The following is a 17,151-nucleotide window of genomic DNA, read 5'->3' on the forward strand; positions in this document are numbered from 1 at the left end:
TCGCGCGCCGGCCGTTCACGCCCGGCAAGACAAAAATCTGCGGGCTACGGCATTTTGCACTGGCGGAATCGGCCGTGCCCCGCTATGCGGTGAATCCCATGGCGCGATATGTATTCATCACGGGCGGCGTGGTTTCCTCCCTCGGCAAAGGCATTGCAGCGGCGGCCCTCGGCGCGCTGCTTCAGGCGCGCGGCTACCGCGTGCGAATCAGAAAGCTGGATCCCTATCTGAACGTCGATCCGGGCACCATGTCGCCTTATCAGCACGGTGAAGTCTTCGTGACGGACGACGGCGCCGAGACCGATCTGGACCTTGGCCACTATGAGCGCTTCACCGGGCGCTCGGCCAACAAGCACGACAACATCACCACCGGCCGCATCTACCAGAATATCATCGAGAAGGAGCGGCGCGGCGATTATCTCGGCGCCACGGTGCAGGTGATCCCGCACGTCACCGACGAGATCAAGCAGTTCATCCTCGAAGGCAACGATGAGTTCGACTTCGTCCTGTGCGAGATCGGCGGCACGGTGGGCGATATCGAGGCCATGCCCTTCCTCGAGGCGATCCGTCAGCTCGGCAACGAGCTGCCGCGCGGCAACGCCGTCTATGTTCACCTGACGCTGATGCCGTGGATACCGGCCGCCGGCGAGCTGAAGACCAAGCCGACACAGCATTCCGTCAAGGAGCTGCGTTCGATCGGCATCGCGCCCGATATCCTGCTGGTGCGCGCCGACCGGGAAATCCCTTCCGACGAGCGCCGCAAGCTCTCGCTCTTCTGCAATGTTCGCGAATCCGCCGTCATCCAGGCGCTGGACGTCGCGCATATCTACGACGTGCCGAATGCCTATCATCGCGAGGGGCTCGATTCGGAAGTGCTTGCCGCCTTCGGCATCGATCCGGCACCCAAGCCGCGCATGGAGCGCTGGCACGAAGTCTCCGACCGGATCCACAACCCCGAGGGCGAGGTCACCATAGCCGTCGTCGGCAAATATACGGGCCTCAAGGACGCCTACAAATCGCTCAACGAGGCGCTGTCCCATGGCGGCATGGCCAACCGGGTGCGCGTGAAGCTCGAGTGGATCGAAGCGGAGATCTTCGAGAAGGAAGATCCGGCGCCCTGGCTCGAAAAGGTGCATGGCATCCTTGTGCCCGGCGGGTTCGGCGAGCGCGGCGCGGAAGGCAAGATCCTGGCGGCCAGGTTCGCGCGCGAACGCAAGGTGCCGTATTTCGGCATCTGCTTCGGCATGCAGATGGCCTGCATCGAGGCGGCCCGCTCGCTGGCCGGCATCGACAGGGCCTCCTCGACCGAATTCGGGCCGACGGGCGAGCCGGTCGTGGGCCTGATGACCGAATGGTTGAAGGGCAACATGCTGGAAAAGCGCACGGCGGCCGGCGATCTGGGCGGCACCATGCGGCTCGGCGCCTATGAGGCGAAGCTGACCGGCGGCTCGAAGATCGCCGAGATCTACGGGTCTCAAACCATCTCCGAGCGCCACCGCCATCGCTATGAAGTCAATATCGGCTACCGGGAAAAGCTGGAGGAATGTGGCCTTGTCTTCGCCGGTCTTTCGCCGGACGGCGTTCTGCCGGAAACCATCGAATATGCCGACCATCCCTGGTTCATCGGCGTCCAGTATCATCCGGAGCTGAAGAGCCGGCCCTTCGAGCCGCATCCGCTTTTTGCCTCCTTCATCGGTGCCGCCGTGGAGCAGTCGAGACTGGTGTGAGGGCGATCGGGCACGTGCCCCGTGCAACTGGAGCATGATCATGCCGCCACCGCCGATCGACCACTGCGTATTGCCCGTCGCCCGGCTGGACGAGGCGCGCCGCCGCATGTCCGCCCTTGGCTTCTCCGTCGCCCCGGACGCAGCCCATCCGTTCGGCACGGGCAATGCCTGCGTCTTCTTCTCCAACGGCACATATCTTGAGCCGCTCGCGCGGATCGACGATGGGCGGGCCTTTGAAGCCGCTGCCGGCGGCAATGTATTCGTCGGGCGCGACGGAGCCTTTCGCGCCCGATATGGGCAGGAGGGCTTTTCCGCGATCGTGCTGGCCACGGACGACGCCTTGAGCGATCACCGCAGGTTCGTCGAGCAAGGCATAAGCCCCGGCGCAGTGCTGGAGTTTTCGAGGCCGTTCACCGACGCCGGCGGCAAGGCAGCGCAGGCTTCGTTCCGTCTCGCCTTCGCGGCGCCTCCCGGATGGCCGGGCAGCTTCTGTTTCACATGCCAGCGCCTGAACCCGCTTCCCGTCGACCGCTCCGAACTCGTGCGCCACGCAAACGGGGCAACGGCAGTCGGCAAAATCCTCGTCACCGCCGCCGACCCCCAATCCGCCGGCCGCTTCTTTGCCGCCTTCGCCGGTTCGCAATCGTCGGAACGGGCGGACGGCCTGCTTGACGTTTATCTGGCAAACGGCTCGATACAAATCGGCGCCCCGGAGACCTTGCGCGAAATCTATGGGATCACGGTTGAACCTTCTCCGGGTCCCAGGCCGGTCGGCATCGTTCTTCGTTGCGGTGACCAGGCACGTCCAAGGGCCGTGCTTGAGCGCGAAGGCATTCCGTTCGAGCAAACGCGCGATCACATTTGCATTGCGCCCGCGCCGGGGCAGGGTGCATATCTCCTGTTCGAGGAACAACCATGACATCGCCCAATCCACGCGTCGCCATCGGCAGCACCCTGTTCTCCAACGACGCGCCCCTGGCGCTGATCGCCGGTCCCTGCCAGCTCGAATCGCGCGATCATGCGTTCGACATCGCCGGCAGGCTCAAGGAGCTTACCGCAAAGCTCGGCATCGGCTTCGTCTACAAGACGAGCTTCGACAAGGCCAACCGCACCTCGCTTTCGGGCCGGCGCGGCGCCGGCCTCGATAGGGCGCTGCCGATCTTCGCGGATCTGCGCCGCGAGCTGGGGGTGCCGGTGCTGACCGACGTCCACACCGAGGAGCAATGCGCGGTCGTCGCCGAAGCCGTCGACGTGCTGCAGATCCCGGCCTTCCTTTGCCGGCAGACCGATCTTCTGATCGCCGCCGCCAGCACCGGCAAGGTGGTGAATGTCAAGAAGGGCCAATTCCTGGCGCCCTGGGATATGAAGAACGTGGTGGCCAAGGTGACCGAATCGGGAAACGCCAACGTGCTCGTCACCGAGCGCGGCACGTCCTTCGGCTACAACACGCTGGTCTCCGACATGCGCGCCCTGCCGCAAATGGCCGAGTTCGGCGCGCCGGTCATCTTCGATGCCACCCATTCGGTGCAGCAGCCCGGCGGCATGGGCGGCTCAAGCGGCGGCGAGCGCCGCTTCGTCGAGACTCTGGCACGTGCGGCTGTCGCGGTGGGCGTGGCCGGCGTTTTCATCGAGACCCATGAAGACCCCGACAATGCACCCTCGGACGGCCCCAACATGGTGCCGCTGCGGGATATGCCCGCCCTCCTCGATAAGCTCATGGCGTTTGACCGGGTAGCCAAGGGCTGAGGCAAGAAGTTCCCGGCGCCTTTGCAAGTCCATCGGCTTATCGCGGCCGGCTTTTCGGCAGCAGCAATCCGAGAACTATTGTACATTACAAAATACTTACGTTCTTGAATGCCATGAATATGTCTCCCTTGAGCACGTCTCTATTCATTTACTCGGCGGTAGATGTTGCGGTCGGCCAAGCTTTGAGAGTACATCCTTCTCTGCGAGGGGGACGCGAAGCTTATGGACGGCACGTCAGACAGACAGCCGCTTGATAGGGCGAAGAGGGTTCGTCTGATAAGGGAGGCGTCCACCAACGACGTCGCCATTCGTCTTATCTGCGACGTCTATGGCATCCTGAACGTCACCGTGCGACTGGCAACGGCGGAACTGGGCCTGTTTGACGTGCCCTATCTCCGCACGACCTATTCGCCGGAATGGGTGACCCAGCAGCTGACGGCGGGCTATATCCGCCAGGACCAGGTGGTGGTGGCCGGCTTCACCTCCGATAAGGCATTCTTCTGGTCCGATCTCGAACGGACGGCCGGCTGGGAGCGAATCCTGGAGGATGCGTTCAAGGCCGGAGTGGGCCCGGAAGGCTATTCCATACCGGTCATCGATCCCAATGGTCGACGATCGCTCACCTCACTCAACACGGACAGGCCCGTTCGGGAATGGCGGTCCTTCATCGAAGCCCATGAATCGGAGCTACATGAGGTCGCACGCATCCTCCATGACCGGGCTGTCTCGGAAGCCGGCTTCGACGACAAGATGCGGCTCGGCCAGCGGGAGCTGGAATGCCTCCACTGGGTGTCGCGCGGGAAGGAAGCTGGCGACATCGCCGCTATACTCGAGATTTCCGAGCATACCGTCAGGAGCTATCTGAAGTCGGCCAAGCTGAAGCTCGATTGCCGGACGCTTTCGCAGGCCGTGGGCAAGGCGATCTCCCTAGGGCTGATCCGGCTGTCCGCTCCCTAATATTGGTTAGCCGGTACACGGAGGTTGTCGCGCCGAGTGGCCTCACGCATTATTGTCATCTGTCATAACGAGGTGACCAAAATGACCTTCAGGGGGGACGGCGCTGCGGCGAGCAAGCCCGCAGCCTTTGCCGACGGCGACATTATCGCCCTGCATCTGCGTGAGGCCGTGAGGCTCGCAGCCAATCTTCGGGACTTCGAGGACTTCAAGCTCTTTGCCCACTTTGCCAGAATGTCGATCGAACTTCTCAATGAGCGCCAGATCGGCTAGGGGCCGCAGACTAGGCATGCCCACTGAGGCTGGCAGCCGTGCTCACCCACCTTCATCATCGCGACACAGGCAGGTCGTGCATGCGGCCTGCCTTTGGCGTCATTGTTTTTTGCCCAACTTTCGCTAAGACGGGCGCCGACAGTCCTTTCGAGCAACCCCAAGACCAAAGAGAGCACCCATGACTGCCATTATCGACATCGTCGGACGTGAAATTCTCGACAGCCGTGGCAACCCCACCGTCGAGGTGGACGTGGTGCTGGAAGACGGCTCGATGGGCCGGGCAGCGGTTCCTTCGGGCGCTTCGACGGGCGCGCATGAAGCCGTGGAGCTCCGCGACGGGGGCCCGCGCTACCTGGGCAAGGGCGTCCAGCAGGCGGTCGAGGCCGTCAATGGCGAGATATTCGAGGCGATCGGCGGCATGGACGCCGAAGCCCAGATCCATATCGACCATACGATGATCGAGCTCGACGGCACGCCGAACAAGAGCCGCCTCGGCGCCAACGCCATTCTCGGCGTGTCGCTGGCCGTGGCGAAGGCCGCCGCCGATGCCTCCGGTCTTCCGCTTTACCGTTATGTCGGCGGCGCCGGCGCGCATCTCCTGCCGGTGCCTATGATGAACATCATCAATGGCGGCGCCCATGCCGACAACCCCATCGACTTTCAGGAGTTCATGGTGATGCCGGTGGGCGCCGGCTCGCTGGCCGAGGCGGTGCGCTGGGGCTCGGAAATCTTCCACACGCTGAAGGCCGGGTTGAAGAAGGCCGGGCACAACACCAATGTGGGCGACGAAGGCGGCTTCGCGCCGGGACTCAAAAGCGCCCAGGAGGCGCTGGACTTCATCATGGCCTCGGTCGAAAGAGCCGGCTACAGGCCGGGCGAGGACGTGGCGATCGCCCTCGATTGCGCGGCCACCGAGTTCTTCAAGGACGGCAAATACGTCTATGAAGGCGAGGGGAAGACGCGCGACGGCAAGGCGCAGGCCGAATATCTGGCAAAGCTTGCCGCCGATTATCCGATCATCTCGATCGAGGACGGCATGTCCGAGGACGATTTCGAGGGCTGGAAGATCCTCACTGACATCGCCGGCGACAAGGTGCAGCTCGTCGGCGACGATCTCTTCGTCACCAATTCGGCCCGCCTGCGGGACGGGATCAAGATGGGCATCGCCAATTCCATCCTCGTCAAGGTGAACCAGATCGGAACGCTGACCGAAACGCTCGATGCGGTCGAGACGGCGCACAAGGCGGCTTATTCGGCGGTGATGTCGCACCGCTCCGGCGAGACGGAGGATTCCACCATCGCCGACCTGGCCGTGGCCACCAATTGCGGGCAGATCAAGACCGGGTCGCTGGCGCGCTCCGACCGGCTGGCCAAATACAACCAGCTTATCCGCATCGAGCAGGAACTGGGCCGCCAGGCGCGCTACGCCGGCCGCGACATTCTGCGCGGATAGAGCGTTTTTGCAGCCGGGAACCGGCGCAATAACCCTCCATTAAACAAGATATGGCCACATGCGGCGGAAGGAATTTGCCGCATGTGGACCCGCCATCACAAACGCAGAAATACCGGAAGGCTGATCGTCCCGGCGATCGCCAGCCTGTTCCTGTCGTATTTTGCCTACCATGTCTTCCATGGGGACTACGGCATCTATGCGCGCGAGAACCTGGTGAAACGGGTGGCCGTTCTTGAAGCCGAGCTCGCCGGCCTGCGCGCCGTGCGCGAGAAGCTGGAAGGCCGGTTGGCGCTGATCAACGACGGCAGCCTGGAAAAAGATATGCTCGACGAGCAGGCGCGTCGTAAGCTAAGCTTGGCCCAGGATAACGAGATCGTCATCTACCGCGCAGCGGCATCCAGCGATTAACCGAAATCGAGTTAATCGTTGTATTTCCCAATGAATGAAGACGCTTAGCGGCATAGCAGGCATGCTTTTTTGGCGTAGCGCCGAGCATACGCCCATGTTAGCTTGTTGGCTGAGGGAGTGGATCGTCGGTTTTCGGTTGCCGCGGCACCAGTGATGGCGCATGCGGGTTGTGACTGCCGGTTCCTCGTCCCATGTCCGATAAGAGACGATCCAGGGAGCGAAACATGGCGACAGCCGCCAGGAAAACCACAGCCAAAAATGTGTCCAAATCCAAGTCGCCGCCGCGCAGCGCGATAGCGGCGGCGAACGCGGTGAAAACGCCGAAGCCCGAGGAGTTCAAGAAGGAACAGGAGCTCAAGGCCTATGAGGACATGCTCCTCATCCGCCGCTTCGAGGAAAAGGCCGGCCAGCTCTACGGCATGGGTCTGATCGGCGGCTTCTGCCACCTCTATATCGGACAGGAAGCGGTCGTCGTCGGCATGCAGATGGCCCTGAAGGAGGGCGATCAGGTAATCACCGGCTATCGCGACCACGGCCATATGCTTGCCACGGGCATGGAGCCGCGCGGCGTGATGGCCGAGCTGACGGGCCGGCGCAGCGGCTACTCCAAGGGCAAGGGCGGCTCCATGCACATGTTCTCCAAGGAGAAGAAGTTCTATGGCGGCCATGGCATCGTCGGCGCGCAAGTCTCGCTGGGAACGGGCTTGGCCTTCGCCAACCGCTATCGCGGCAATGACAGCGTTTCCCTGACCTATTTCGGCGACGGAGCGGCCAATCAGGGCCAGGTCTACGAGAGCTTCAACATGGCCTCGCTGTGGAAGCTTCCGGTCGTCTACATCATCGAGAACAACCGCTACGCCATGGGGACATCCGTTTCGCGCTCTTCCGCCGAAACGGATTTTTCGCACCGCGGCCTCTCCTTCAAGATCCCCGGCATCCAGGTCGACGGCATGGACGTGCGCGCCGTCAAGGCCGCCGGCGACCTGGCGGTCGAATGGTGCCGCTCCGGCAAAGGGCCGATCATCCTCGAGATGCAGACCTACCGCTATCGCGGCCATTCCATGTCGGACCCCGCCAAATATCGGTCCAAGGACGAAGTGCAGAAGATGCGCTCCGAGCATGACCCGATCGAGCAGGTGAAGAACCGCCTGGTGGAGAAGAAGTGGTCGAGCGAGGACGAGTTGAAGGCGGTCGACAAGAGGGTCCGCGAGATCGTGGCCGATGCCGCCGATTTCGCCCAGAACGACCCCGAGCCGGATGTTTCCGAACTCTATACCGACATCCTGCTCTAAGGGGGGACGCAACATGCCAACGGAAATTCTCATGCCCGCGCTCTCGCCGACCATGGAAGAGGGCAACCTGGCCAAATGGCTCAAGAAGGAGGGCGACAGCGTTGCCCCTGGCGACGTCATAGCCGAGATCGAGACCGACAAGGCGACCATGGAAGTGGAAGCCGTCGATGAAGGCACCATAGGCAAGATCCTGATCGAGGAAGGCGCCGAAGGGGTGAAGGTCAACACGCCGATCGCGCTGCTCCTGGAGGAAGGCGAAAGCGCCGACGACCTCGGCAAGGCCGCATCGAGCGCGCCGCCCGCGCACGCCCAGGCGCCGGCGGAGGAGCCGGCAAGCCAGAAACCGGAAGCCACACCCAAGCCCGCCGCGGCGCCCAAGGCCGCCGCGCAGCCCCTGCCTTCGGACCCCGATATACCGGAAGGCACCGAGATGGTGCCGACCACCGTGCGCGAGGCGTTGCGCGACGCCATGGCCGAGGAGATGCGCCGCGACGGCGATGTCTTCGTCATGGGCGAGGAGGTGGCCGAATATCAGGGCGCCTACAAGATCACCCAGGGCCTGTTGCAGGAATTCGGCGACAAGCGCGTGGTGGACACGCCGATCACCGAGCACGGCTTTGCCGGCGTCGGCATCGGCGCCGCCTTTGCCGGCTTGAAGCCCATCGTCGAGTTCATGACCTTCAACTTCGCCATGCAGGCGATGGACCAGATCATCAATTCGGCCGCCAAGACGCTTTACATGGCCGGCGGCCAGATGGGCGCGCCCATCGTCTTCCGCGGCCCCAACGGCGCGGCGGCGCGCGTGGCCGCGCAGCACAGCCAGGACTATGCCGCCTGGTACGGCCATATCCCCGGCTTGAAGGTGGTGATGCCCTACACCGCCGCCGACGCCAAGGGCCTGCTCAAGGCCGCGATCCGCGATCCCAATCCGGTCATCTTCCTCGAAAACGAGATCCTCTACGGCCAGACCTTCGACGTGCCGAAGCTCGACGATTTCGTGCTGCCCATCGGCAAGGCGCGCGTTCACAAGGAGGGCAGGGATGCGACGATCGTCTCCTTCGGCATCGGCATGACCTATGCCGTCAAGGCCGCGGAGGAACTGGCGGGCGAGGGGATCGATGTCGAGATCATCGACCTGCGCACCATCCGCCCGATGGACCTCGACACGGTGATCGAATCCGTGAAGAAAACCAACAGGCTGGTGACTGTCGAGGAGGGTTTTCCGCAATCGTCGGTGGGCGACCATATCGCCTCGCAGGTGATGCAGCGGGCGTTCGACTATCTCGACGCCCCGGTCGTCACCATCGCCGGCAAGGACGTTCCGATGCCTTATGCCGCCAATCTGGAAAAGCTCGCGCTGCCCAGCGTCGCGGAAGTCGTCGAGGCGGTGAAAGCCGTTTCCTACCGGAATTGAGGGAGGAGACCCCATGCCGATAGAGATCACCATGCCGGCCCTCTCGCCAACGATGGAGGAGGGCAATCTCGCCAAATGGCTGGTCAAGGAGGGCGACAGCGTCGCCCCCGGCGACGTCATCGCCGAGATCGAAACCGACAAGGCGACCATGGAAGTGGAAGCCGTCGACGAGGGTACCGTCGCCAAGATCGTCGTGCCCGAGGGCACCGACGGGGTGAAGGTGAACGCCCTCATCGCGGTTCTGGCCGGAGAGGGCGAGGACGTGGCCGAAGCCGCCAAGGCGGCCGACGGCGGCGCAAAGCCGCAAGCGGCAAAACCGGAACCGAAGAAGGAAGAAAAAGTGGCCGGAAAGGCCGAAAAGCCGCAGGGCGAGCCTGCGACCGAAGCGCCGAAGAAGGCCGATTCCGGCGAGGCGAAGCCTGCCGCAGGCAAGGCGGATGGCGAGCGCATCTTCGCCACGCCGCTTGCCCGGCGTCTTGCGAAGGAGGCGGGGCTCGATCTGTCGGCGATTGCCGGCTCGGGGCCGAAGGGCCGCGTGGTGAAGGCCGATGTGGAAAAGGCCGCCGGGACAGGCGCCGCGCCGGCGGCGAAGGCCGCCGAGGCGCCGGCTCCGGCCGCCAAGCCGATGTCGGACGAGGCCGTGCTCAAGCTGTTCGAGGAAGGCTCCTACGAGCTGGTTCCCCATGACGGCATGCGCAAGACCATCGCCCGGCGCCTGGTCGAGGCCAAGACCACCATCCCGCATTTCTACCTGACCCTCGACTGCGAGATCGACGCGCTGCTGAAGCTGCGCAAGGAGCTCAACGAGGCGGCGCCGATGGTCAAGGGCGAAGACGGCGGGAAGCCGGCCTACAAGCTGTCGGTCAACGACATGATCATCAAGGCGATGGCGCTGGCGCTGAAGGCGGTGCCGGACGCCAATGTGTCGTGGACGGAGGCCAACATGGTGCGCCACCGGCATGCCGATGTGGGCGTGGCCGTCTCCATCCCCGGCGGGCTGATCACGCCGATCGTCAGGCGCGCCGAGGAAAAGACCCTGTCGGCGATCTCCAACGAGATGAAGGACCTGGCCGCGCGCGCCCGCAACCGCAAGCTCAGGCCGGAGGAATATCAGGGCGGCACCACGGCGGTGTCGAACCTCGGCATGTTCGGCATCAAGGACTTCTCCGCCGTCATCAACCCGCCGCACGCCACCATCCTGGCGGTCGGCGCGGGCGGTGAGCGGGCGGTGGTGAAGAACGGCGAACTGGCGGTGGCCAATGTGATGTCGGTGACGCTGTCGACCGACCACCGCGCCGTCGACGGGGCTCTGGGGGCCGAACTCCTGGCCGCCTTCAGGAAGCTGATCGAGAACCCGATGGGGATGCTGGTGTGAGGCGACCCGCCAAGAGCGGATGAGAGCCGCAATGGGTTGGTCAAAGTGGCCAGCCCTGGATGCCGCTGGATGTTGAGAGTGCTGGATGAAGACGATCCTCTGCTTCGGCGATTCCCTGACATGGGGCTACGATGCCGTCGGCCCCGGCCGGCATGCCTATGAGGACCGGTGGCCGTCGGTCCTGCAGGAAAGGCTCGGCAGTACGGCGTACGTGGTCGCGGAAGGACTGAACGGCCGCACGACCGCCTACGACGACTGGGTGGCGGGGGCCGACCGCAACGGGGCCAGGCTGCTCCCGACGCTGCTGACCACCCACGCGCCGCTCGACCTCGTCATCATCATGCTCGGGGCGAACGACATGAAGCCCTTCGTCTGCGGGCGGGCCATCGGCGCCAAGCAGGGCATGGAGCGCCTGGTGGACATCGTGCGCAGCCACGATTATCCGCTCGACAGCCCGCCCCCGGCGGTGCTGCTGGTCGCGCCGCCGCCGCTCTGCGAAACCGGGAACGCGGATTTCGCAGCAATGTTCGACCGTGGGATCGAGGAATCGCGCAAGCTGGCGCCGCTCTATGCGCGGGTTGCAGAGGAGGCCGGCTGCGGCTTCTTCGACGCCGGCACGGTAGCCCGCACCGCGCCGCTCGACGGCGTTCATCTCGACGCGGAGAACACGCGCGCCGTCGGCGCCGCCCTGGTTCCCGCCGTCAGAAGCTTGTTGGGGATCTGACGGTGGCGGGCGACCTCTCCATCCGTCCGGCGGGCCGAAGGGACGCGGCCGAGCTGGCCATTCTCGTCGATATCGCCTCCCACGGCTTCGCATCGTGGCTCTGGTATGGCGCGGTGCTGCGCGGAGAGACGGATACGGCCATGGAGCGCGGCCAGCAGCGGATACGCGACGCGGCGGCCAACGACAATTGGCGCAACGCTAGCATCGCTGAGATCGGCGGGGAGACGGCGGGCGCCTCGATCGGCTTCTGCATACCGCAGTCGATCCTCGCGGAGAAGACGGACCACCCCGTGCTGGCGCCGCTGATCGCGCTGCAGCAGCAGGTGGCCGGCCGCTGGTTCATCGACACGCTGGCCGTTTACCGCCAACACAGGCGCAAGGGCGTCGCGAGGCGGCTTCTCGACCATGAGGCGTCGCGCGCCGGCGGCAGGCCGCTCGCCCTCATCACGCCGAGCACCAACGCGGCGGCGCTAAGCCTCTACGAAGGCTTCGGGTTCCGCCGCACCGGCCGGCAGGACGCCGTGCCCCTTTTACGAGAAGAGCGAGCCCCACCAATGGGTGCTCCTGGAGCGTCACTGAAAGGCAGACGGAATGGCTGAAAACTACGACGTCATCATCATCGGCTCCGGCCCCGGCGGTTATGTGACCGCGGTCCGCGCGGCGCAGCTCGGCCTCAAGACCGCTATTGTCGAGCGCGAGCACCTGGGCGGCATCTGCCTCAACTGGGGCTGCATTCCGACCAAGGCGCTCCTGCGCTCGGCCGAGATCCTGCACGCGGCGGAGAACGCCAAGGACTATGGCCTGAAGCTCGACGGCACGATCTCCGCCGATGCCGCCGCCGTCGTCGACCGCTCGCGCAAGGTCTCGCTGCGGCTCAATGGCGGCGTCGGCTTCCTGATGAAGAAGAACAAGGTCGACATCATCTGGGGCGAGGCGAAGCTCAAGAAGGGGCAGGGCGGCACCGAGGTCGTGGTGTCGAAGCCCCAGAAGAAGGCGATGGAGCCACAGCCGCCGCAGCCCAAGAACACGCTGGGCGAGGGCACCTACAAGGCCAAGCACGTGATCCTGGCGACGGGCGCCCGCCCGCGCGTCCTGCCCGGCATCGAACCGGACGGCAAGCTGATCTGGACCTATTTCGAGGCCATGGTGCCCAAGGAAATCCCGGAAAAGCTGATCGTCATGGGTTCCGGCGCCATCGGCATCGAGTTCGCCAGCTTCTACAACGCCATGGGTTCGGATGTGACCGTCGTCGAGCTGATGCCCCAGGTCATGCCGGTGGAAGACGCGGAAATCTCCAAATTCGCCAAGCGGCAGCTCGAGAAGCAGGGCCTCAAGTTCCATCTGGAGGCCAAGGTCACCAAGGTCGAAAAAGGCAAGGACGGCGTCACCGCCCATGTGGAGATGAAGGACGGGAAGGTGGAGAAGATCACCGCCGACCGGCTGATTTCCGCCGTGGGCGTGCAGGGCAACAGCGAGAATCTCGGCCTTGAGGATTTCGGCGTGAAGATCGAGCGCGGCTGCATCGCCGTCGACGGCTACGGGCGCACCAATGTGGAAGGCATCTACGCCATCGGCGATGTGGCCGGTCCGCCCATGCTGGCCCACAAGGCCGAGCACGAAGGCGTCATCTGCGTCGAGAAGATCGCCGGCGTGAAGGGCGTCCATGCGCTCGACAAGAACAAGATTCCCGGCTGCACCTACTGCCAACCCCAGGTGGCTTCGGTCGGCCTCACGGAGGAAGCGGCGAAAAAGGCCGGCCGCGACATCCGCGTCGGGCGGTTCCAGTTCGCCGCAAACGGCAAGGCCATTGCCCTCGGCGAGGATCAAGGCCTGATCAAGACCATCCTCGACAAGAAGACCGGAGAACTGCTGGGCGCCCATATGGTCGGCGCGGAAGTGACCGAACTCATCCAGGGATTCGTCATCGCCATGAATCTGGAAACGACCGAGGAAGAGCTGATGCACACCGTCTTCCCGCATCCCACGCTTTCCGAAATGATGAAGGAAAGCGTCCTCGACGCCTATGGAAGGACGCTGAACGCCTGATGCGGCAAGTGGCTGGAACCCCTTGGAAGGACGGGCCGTTCTACCGTATGATTGAAACGGTAAGGAATGGAGTGTGTTTTCATGGAAGGTTTGGGCTGGATACTCACCATAATCATAGGCGGTCTGGCGGGCTGGATCGCCGAGAAGGTCATGAAGGCCGAGCATGGGCTTTTGACGAATATCGTGCTGGGCATCCTCGGGGCGGTCGTACTGAACGCGATACTCTTTGCGGTGGTCGGCACGACCCTTGGCGGCGTCATCGGCCAGTTGATCATCGGTGTCATCGGCGCGAGCCTGCTGATCTGGCTCTATCGGCTGATCCGCGGCCGCACCTGAGCGGGCCCGCCGCTCACCCGGCATTTTATGGAATGGCCCGTTCCCGGCCCTGGGGACGGGTTTTTCTCGTTGGCGCAAATCGCTATATGAGCAGGCCCGGGGCAGGCCGGGCCCGGCCCCATCCAGCTTCCGCCGAGGCGGAACAGCAAGGAACGTCGCAATGGTAACCGTCCTCGACAACGTCACCGCAACGCCGCGCGTGCGGCATCCGGAAAAGGCGCACCGGCCCGACCAGGAGGTCATGCGCAAGCCGGACTGGATACGGGTCAAGGCGCCGACCTCCAAGGGTTATCTGGAAACCCGGGAAATCGTGAAGTCGAACAAGCTGGTGACGGTCTGCGAGGAAGCCGGCTGCCCCAATATCGGCGAGTGCTGGGACAAGAAGCACGCGACCTTCATGATCATGGGCGAAATCTGCACCCGCGCCTGCGCCTTCTGCAACGTGGCGACCGGGGTACCCATGCCGCTCGATCCGGAAGAGCCGGCGAGCGTGGCCAAGGCCGTCGGCGAGATGGGGCTGAAGCACGTCGTGATCACCTCGGTCGATCGCGACGATCTGAAGGATGGCGGCGCGGAGCACTTCGCTGAGGTCATCCGCGCCATCCGCCGGGCAACGCCCGAGACCACGATTGAAATCCTCACGCCCGACTTCCTGCGCAAGAACGGGGCGCTGGAAGTCGTCGTGGAGGCCAAGCCCGACGTGTTCAACCACAACCTGGAGACGGTGCCGTCGAATTATCTGACCGTTCGTCCCGGCGCCCGCTATTTCCACTCGCTGCGCCTGCTGCAGCGCGTGAAGGAACTGGACCCGACCATCTTCACCAAGTCCGGCATCATGGTGGGGCTTGGCGAAGAGCGGAACGAGGTGCTGCAGCTCATGGACGATCTGCGCTCGGCCGATGTGGACTTCATCACCATCGGGCAGTATCTGCAGCCCACGCGCAAGCACCACCCGATCAAGAAATTCGTCACGCCGGACGAGTTCAAATCCTACGAGACGGTCGCCTATACGAAGGGCTTCCTGATGGTTTCGTCCAGTCCGCTCACCCGCTCCTCCCACCATGCCGGAGACGATTTCGCCCGGCTGCGCGCCGCGCGCGAAGCCAAGCTGGCGGCCGCCGCGGCAAGGGCCTAGCAGCGCCTTATGCCGAAGCATGAGACAGTCCGCCAGGTGAACCATTCGCCGGAGGAGATGTTCGCGCTGGTGGCGGACATCGAGTCCTATCCCGAATTCGTGCCCATGTGCGAAGCCCTGACCGTTCGCTCGACCAAGGAGCGCGAGGGCGTGCGCATCGTGGTCGCCGACATGACGGTGGGCTACAAGGCCATCCGGGAGACCTTCACCAGCCAGGTGATCCTGAAGCCCGACGAGAACATCATCGACGTGCGCTATATCGACGGCCCGTTCCGCTTCCTGACCAACCGCTGGAGCTTCGAGCCGCGGGGCGAGCACGGCTGCGACGTCCACTTCTTCATCGAGTATGAGTTCAAGAGCCGCATGCTCGGCATGCTCATGGGAGCCATGTTCGACCGCGCCTTCAGAATGTTCTCCGAAGCCTTCGAAAAACGCGCCGACAGGATTTACGGCACATCGGCCTGATTGGCGATGGTTTCCGCCGCCTCCAATACGAGACCGAGCGCCGTCATCACGCTGTCGCGGCGCACCGCCGCGCGGCCGAGGCCGGCGAATTGCTTGCGGACCGTGCGCGGCTCGCCATCCCTGACGGCGATCCCGAACCATACGAGCCCGACAGGCTTCTCCGCCGTTCCTCCGCCCGGACCGGCGATGCCGGTAACCGATACCGCGATGTCCGCTCTCGAATGCAGAAGGGCGCCGGCGGCCATCTCCGCTGCGGTCTGCGAGGAGACGGCGCCGTGGTCGCGCAGCGTCTGCTCGCGGACCGCCAGCATCTCCGTCTTTGCTTCGTTCGAATAGGTGATGAAGCCGCGGTCGAGCACGTTAGAGGCGCCGTTGAGATCGGTGATGGCGGCGGCGATCAGGCCGCCGGTGCACGATTCGGCGGTCGCCAGCATCAGCCCTGCCTGCTGGAGACGGGCCAGCACCTTGGTCGCCAGTATTGCGGTGTCACTCATTGGCGCGCTGATTTCCTATTCCGGCAGGGTTCCCGGATAGACCACCGAGACCGTGGCAATGGCCGCGATGCCTTCGGAACGCCCGATGAATCCCAGCTTTTCGTTCGTCGTAGCCTTGATCGAAATGCGGTCGACTGAAATGCCCAGCATGTCTTGAAGTTCCGCCACCATCGCTTCGCGGTGCGGCCCTATCCTCGGGGCTTCGCAGATCAGCGTGATATCGGCATTGGCGATGCGCCCGCCGCGCTCGCGCACGATCCCGACCGCATGCTCCACGAAGATGCGCGAGGGCGCGCCCTTCCATTGGGGGTCGCTTGGCGGAAAATGGGTGCCGATGTCGCCCGCCCCGCAGGTGGCCAACAGCGCATCGGTGAGCGCGTGCAGCCCGACATCGGCGTCGGAGTGGCCGGACAGCTTCCGGTCATGGGGAATATCGACACCGCAAAGCGTGACATGGTCGCCTTCCTCAAAGGCATGAACGTCATAGCCGTTTCCGGTGCGCACATCGGGCAGTCCGCGCATTGCATTTGCTCCAAGCCGCTGATCCGCCAGCACGATGTCGCGCCCCCAGGTCAGCTTCACATTGTCGGGCGAGCCTTCCACCAGCCGCACCCGCATCCCAGCCCATTCGGCGATCGACGCATCGTCCGTGAAATTGCCAAGCCCCGAGCGGCGGGCGTTTTCATGTGCATCGAGAATGGCCTGGAAGGGGAAGCCTTGCGGCGTCTGCGCGGCATAGAGGCCGGCGCGCGAGACGGTTCCTTCCACATACATGTCGTCGCCGCGCTTCTTCAGCGTATCGGAAACGGCGACGACAGGCAGGGCACCGGCATCGTCGGCGATTCCGTCGATCACCCGGTCGACAAGCCCGGCCTCGATGAACGGGCGCACGCCGTCGTGGATCAGCACGATCTCGGGAGCGTGGCCGGCGAGCGCGACCAGAGCCAGGCGGGTCGATTCCTGGCGCGAGGCGCCGCCATGCACGGATATCATGTCCCGGCCGAGCCCGTCGGCCGCCGCCTCGAACAGCGCCGTGTCGTCCGGATGAATGGCGACGGCGATCGCATCCACGCGCCCATGGCCGGCGAAGGCTTCCAGCGTGTGCCGGATCACCGGCTTTCCGCCGATCATCCGGTATTGCTTGGGACCTTCGCCCGCCTGCCCGGCGCGCTCGCCGCGCCCGGCGGCGACGATCACCACGGCAACCCGGACGCGATTGGCCCGCCTATTTTCGTGAAGCGCGTTCATTCGCGGAGGGATAATCAAGCCGGCCGGCGATTGCCAACGGAATTCTGCATGAGGCAGGCCA

17 protein-coding genes and 1 pseudogene are annotated in these 17,151 nt (G+C 64.3%); 16 read left to right on the forward strand and 2 right to left on the reverse strand.

What is annotated here, in order from left to right:
* Positions 1-98: 98 nt before the first annotated feature.
* From NTH_RS19565 to NTH_RS19640, 16 genes and pseudogenes are all read left to right on the forward strand, one after another.
* On the forward strand, positions 99-1,727 hold the full coding sequence (locus tag NTH_RS19565; RefSeq protein ID WP_338531583.1) for a CTP synthase: 1,629 nt from the start codon (positions 99-101) through the stop codon (positions 1,725-1,727).
* A 40-nt stretch (positions 1,728-1,767) separates the two neighbouring features.
* A complete protein-coding gene (locus NTH_RS19570) occupies positions 1,768-2,646 on the forward strand; it encodes a VOC family protein (RefSeq protein WP_338531584.1) in 879 nt (292 codons plus the stop codon).
* Positions 2,643-3,473: a 3-deoxy-8-phosphooctulonate synthase gene (kdsA, locus tag NTH_RS19575; RefSeq protein ID WP_338531585.1), complete on the forward strand. Its 831-nt coding sequence runs from the start codon at positions 2,643-2,645 to the stop codon at positions 3,471-3,473. Before NTH_RS19570 ends, kdsA begins: the two co-directional genes overlap by 4 nt.
* A 222-nt stretch (positions 3,474-3,695) precedes the next feature.
* Positions 3,696-4,430 carry a helix-turn-helix transcriptional regulator gene (locus NTH_RS19580; protein WP_338531586.1) on the forward strand — a complete coding sequence of 245 codons (735 nt, stop codon included), beginning with the start codon at positions 3,696-3,698 and terminating at the stop codon, positions 4,428-4,430.
* 81 nt (positions 4,431-4,511) lie between these two features.
* Positions 4,512-4,700, forward strand: coding sequence for a hypothetical protein (locus tag NTH_RS19585; RefSeq protein WP_338531587.1), 189 nt, complete (start codon positions 4,512-4,514; stop codon positions 4,698-4,700).
* 178 nt (positions 4,701-4,878) lie between these two features.
* Positions 4,879-6,153: a phosphopyruvate hydratase gene (gene eno / locus NTH_RS19590; RefSeq protein WP_338531588.1), complete on the forward strand. Its 1,275-nt coding sequence runs from the start codon at positions 4,879-4,881 to the stop codon at positions 6,151-6,153.
* An 81-nt stretch (positions 6,154-6,234) separates the two neighbouring features.
* The gene (locus NTH_RS19595; RefSeq protein ID WP_338531589.1) at positions 6,235-6,561 is read left to right on the forward strand and encodes an FtsB family cell division protein; all 327 of its coding nucleotides are present in this window, start codon (positions 6,235-6,237) and stop codon (positions 6,559-6,561) included.
* Positions 6,562-6,785: 224 nt separating this feature from the next.
* Positions 6,786-7,853, forward strand: a complete 1,068-nt coding sequence (gene pdhA / locus NTH_RS19600; RefSeq protein WP_338531590.1) for a pyruvate dehydrogenase (acetyl-transferring) E1 component subunit alpha — start codon at positions 6,786-6,788, stop codon at positions 7,851-7,853.
* A 13-nt stretch (positions 7,854-7,866) separates the two neighbouring features.
* The gene (locus NTH_RS19605; protein WP_338531591.1) at positions 7,867-9,267 is read left to right on the forward strand and encodes a pyruvate dehydrogenase complex E1 component subunit beta; all 1,401 of its coding nucleotides are present in this window, start codon (positions 7,867-7,869) and stop codon (positions 9,265-9,267) included.
* A gap of 13 nt (positions 9,268-9,280) precedes the next feature.
* Positions 9,281-10,642: a pyruvate dehydrogenase complex dihydrolipoamide acetyltransferase gene (locus NTH_RS19610; protein ID WP_338531592.1), complete on the forward strand. Its 1,362-nt coding sequence runs from the start codon at positions 9,281-9,283 to the stop codon at positions 10,640-10,642.
* An 85-nt stretch (positions 10,643-10,727) separates the two neighbouring features.
* Positions 10,728-11,366 (forward strand): SGNH/GDSL hydrolase family protein, encoded by a 639-nt coding sequence (locus NTH_RS19615; protein ID WP_338531593.1) that lies wholly within the window; start codon positions 10,728-10,730, stop codon positions 11,364-11,366.
* Positions 11,367-11,368: 2 nt separating this feature from the next.
* A pseudogene (locus NTH_RS19620) lies at positions 11,369-11,945 on the forward strand (GNAT family N-acetyltransferase).
* A 12-nt stretch (positions 11,946-11,957) separates the two neighbouring features.
* Positions 11,958-13,412, forward strand: a complete 1,455-nt coding sequence (lpdA, locus tag NTH_RS19625; protein ID WP_338531594.1) for a dihydrolipoyl dehydrogenase — start codon at positions 11,958-11,960, stop codon at positions 13,410-13,412.
* Positions 13,413-13,493: 81 nt separating this feature from the next.
* Positions 13,494-13,748 carry a GlsB/YeaQ/YmgE family stress response membrane protein gene (locus tag NTH_RS19630; protein ID WP_338531595.1) on the forward strand — a complete coding sequence of 85 codons (255 nt, stop codon included), beginning with the start codon at positions 13,494-13,496 and terminating at the stop codon, positions 13,746-13,748.
* Positions 13,749-13,908: 160 nt separating this feature from the next.
* A complete protein-coding gene (gene lipA, locus NTH_RS19635) occupies positions 13,909-14,883 on the forward strand; it encodes a lipoyl synthase (RefSeq protein ID WP_338531596.1) in 975 nt (324 codons plus the stop codon).
* Positions 14,884-14,892: 9 nt separating this feature from the next.
* Positions 14,893-15,348: a type II toxin-antitoxin system RatA family toxin gene (locus NTH_RS19640; protein ID WP_338531597.1), complete on the forward strand. Its 456-nt coding sequence runs from the start codon at positions 14,893-14,895 to the stop codon at positions 15,346-15,348.
* Here NTH_RS19640 and NTH_RS19645 read toward each other — a convergent pair.
* Together NTH_RS19645 and NTH_RS19650 are read right to left on the reverse strand one after the other, a co-directional pair.
* Positions 15,330-15,842, reverse strand: coding sequence for a CinA family protein (locus tag NTH_RS19645; protein ID WP_338531598.1), 513 nt, complete (start codon positions 15,840-15,842; stop codon positions 15,330-15,332). The genes NTH_RS19640 and NTH_RS19645 overlap by 19 nt on opposite strands.
* Before the next feature lie 15 nt (positions 15,843-15,857).
* Positions 15,858-17,090: a bifunctional 2-C-methyl-D-erythritol 4-phosphate cytidylyltransferase/2-C-methyl-D-erythritol 2,4-cyclodiphosphate synthase gene (locus tag NTH_RS19650; protein WP_338531599.1), complete on the reverse strand. Its 1,233-nt coding sequence runs from the start codon at positions 17,088-17,090 to the stop codon at positions 15,858-15,860.
* Positions 17,091-17,151: the final 61 nt, after the last annotated feature.

This window comes from Nitratireductor thuwali (genome assembly GCF_036621415.1).
GTDB lineage: Bacteria > Pseudomonadota > Alphaproteobacteria > Rhizobiales > Rhizobiaceae > Chelativorans > Chelativorans thuwali.

Excerpts from the sequence above, each read along its gene's own strand:
- NTH_RS19565 (WP_338531583.1), top strand. The coding sequence starts at position 99 with ATGGCGCGATATGTATTCATCACGGGCGGCGTGGTTTCCTCCCTCGGC.
- NTH_RS19570 (WP_338531584.1), top strand. The coding sequence starts at position 1,768 with ATGCCGCCACCGCCGATCGACCACTGCGTATTGCCCGTCGCCCGGCTG.
- kdsA (WP_338531585.1), top strand. The coding sequence starts at position 2,643 with ATGACATCGCCCAATCCACGCGTCGCCATCGGCAGCACCCTGTTCTCC.
- NTH_RS19580 (WP_338531586.1), top strand. The coding sequence starts at position 3,696 with ATGGACGGCACGTCAGACAGACAGCCGCTTGATAGGGCGAAGAGGGTT.
- NTH_RS19585 (WP_338531587.1), top strand. The coding sequence starts at position 4,512 with ATGACCTTCAGGGGGGACGGCGCTGCGGCGAGCAAGCCCGCAGCCTTT.
- eno (WP_338531588.1), top strand. The coding sequence starts at position 4,879 with ATGACTGCCATTATCGACATCGTCGGACGTGAAATTCTCGACAGCCGT.
- NTH_RS19595 (WP_338531589.1), top strand. The coding sequence starts at position 6,235 with ATGTGGACCCGCCATCACAAACGCAGAAATACCGGAAGGCTGATCGTC.
- pdhA (WP_338531590.1), top strand. The coding sequence starts at position 6,786 with ATGGCGACAGCCGCCAGGAAAACCACAGCCAAAAATGTGTCCAAATCC.
- NTH_RS19605 (WP_338531591.1), top strand. The coding sequence starts at position 7,867 with ATGCCAACGGAAATTCTCATGCCCGCGCTCTCGCCGACCATGGAAGAG.
- NTH_RS19610 (WP_338531592.1), top strand. The coding sequence starts at position 9,281 with ATGCCGATAGAGATCACCATGCCGGCCCTCTCGCCAACGATGGAGGAG.
- NTH_RS19615 (WP_338531593.1), top strand. The coding sequence starts at position 10,728 with ATGAAGACGATCCTCTGCTTCGGCGATTCCCTGACATGGGGCTACGAT.
- lpdA (WP_338531594.1), top strand. The coding sequence starts at position 11,958 with ATGGCTGAAAACTACGACGTCATCATCATCGGCTCCGGCCCCGGCGGT.
- NTH_RS19630 (WP_338531595.1), top strand. The coding sequence starts at position 13,494 with ATGGAAGGTTTGGGCTGGATACTCACCATAATCATAGGCGGTCTGGCG.
- lipA (WP_338531596.1), top strand. The coding sequence starts at position 13,909 with ATGGTAACCGTCCTCGACAACGTCACCGCAACGCCGCGCGTGCGGCAT.
- NTH_RS19640 (WP_338531597.1), top strand. The coding sequence starts at position 14,893 with ATGCCGAAGCATGAGACAGTCCGCCAGGTGAACCATTCGCCGGAGGAG.
- NTH_RS19645 (WP_338531598.1), bottom strand. The coding sequence starts at position 15,842 with ATGAGTGACACCGCAATACTGGCGACCAAGGTGCTGGCCCGTCTCCAG.
- NTH_RS19650 (WP_338531599.1), bottom strand. The coding sequence starts at position 17,090 with ATGAACGCGCTTCACGAAAATAGGCGGGCCAATCGCGTCCGGGTTGCC.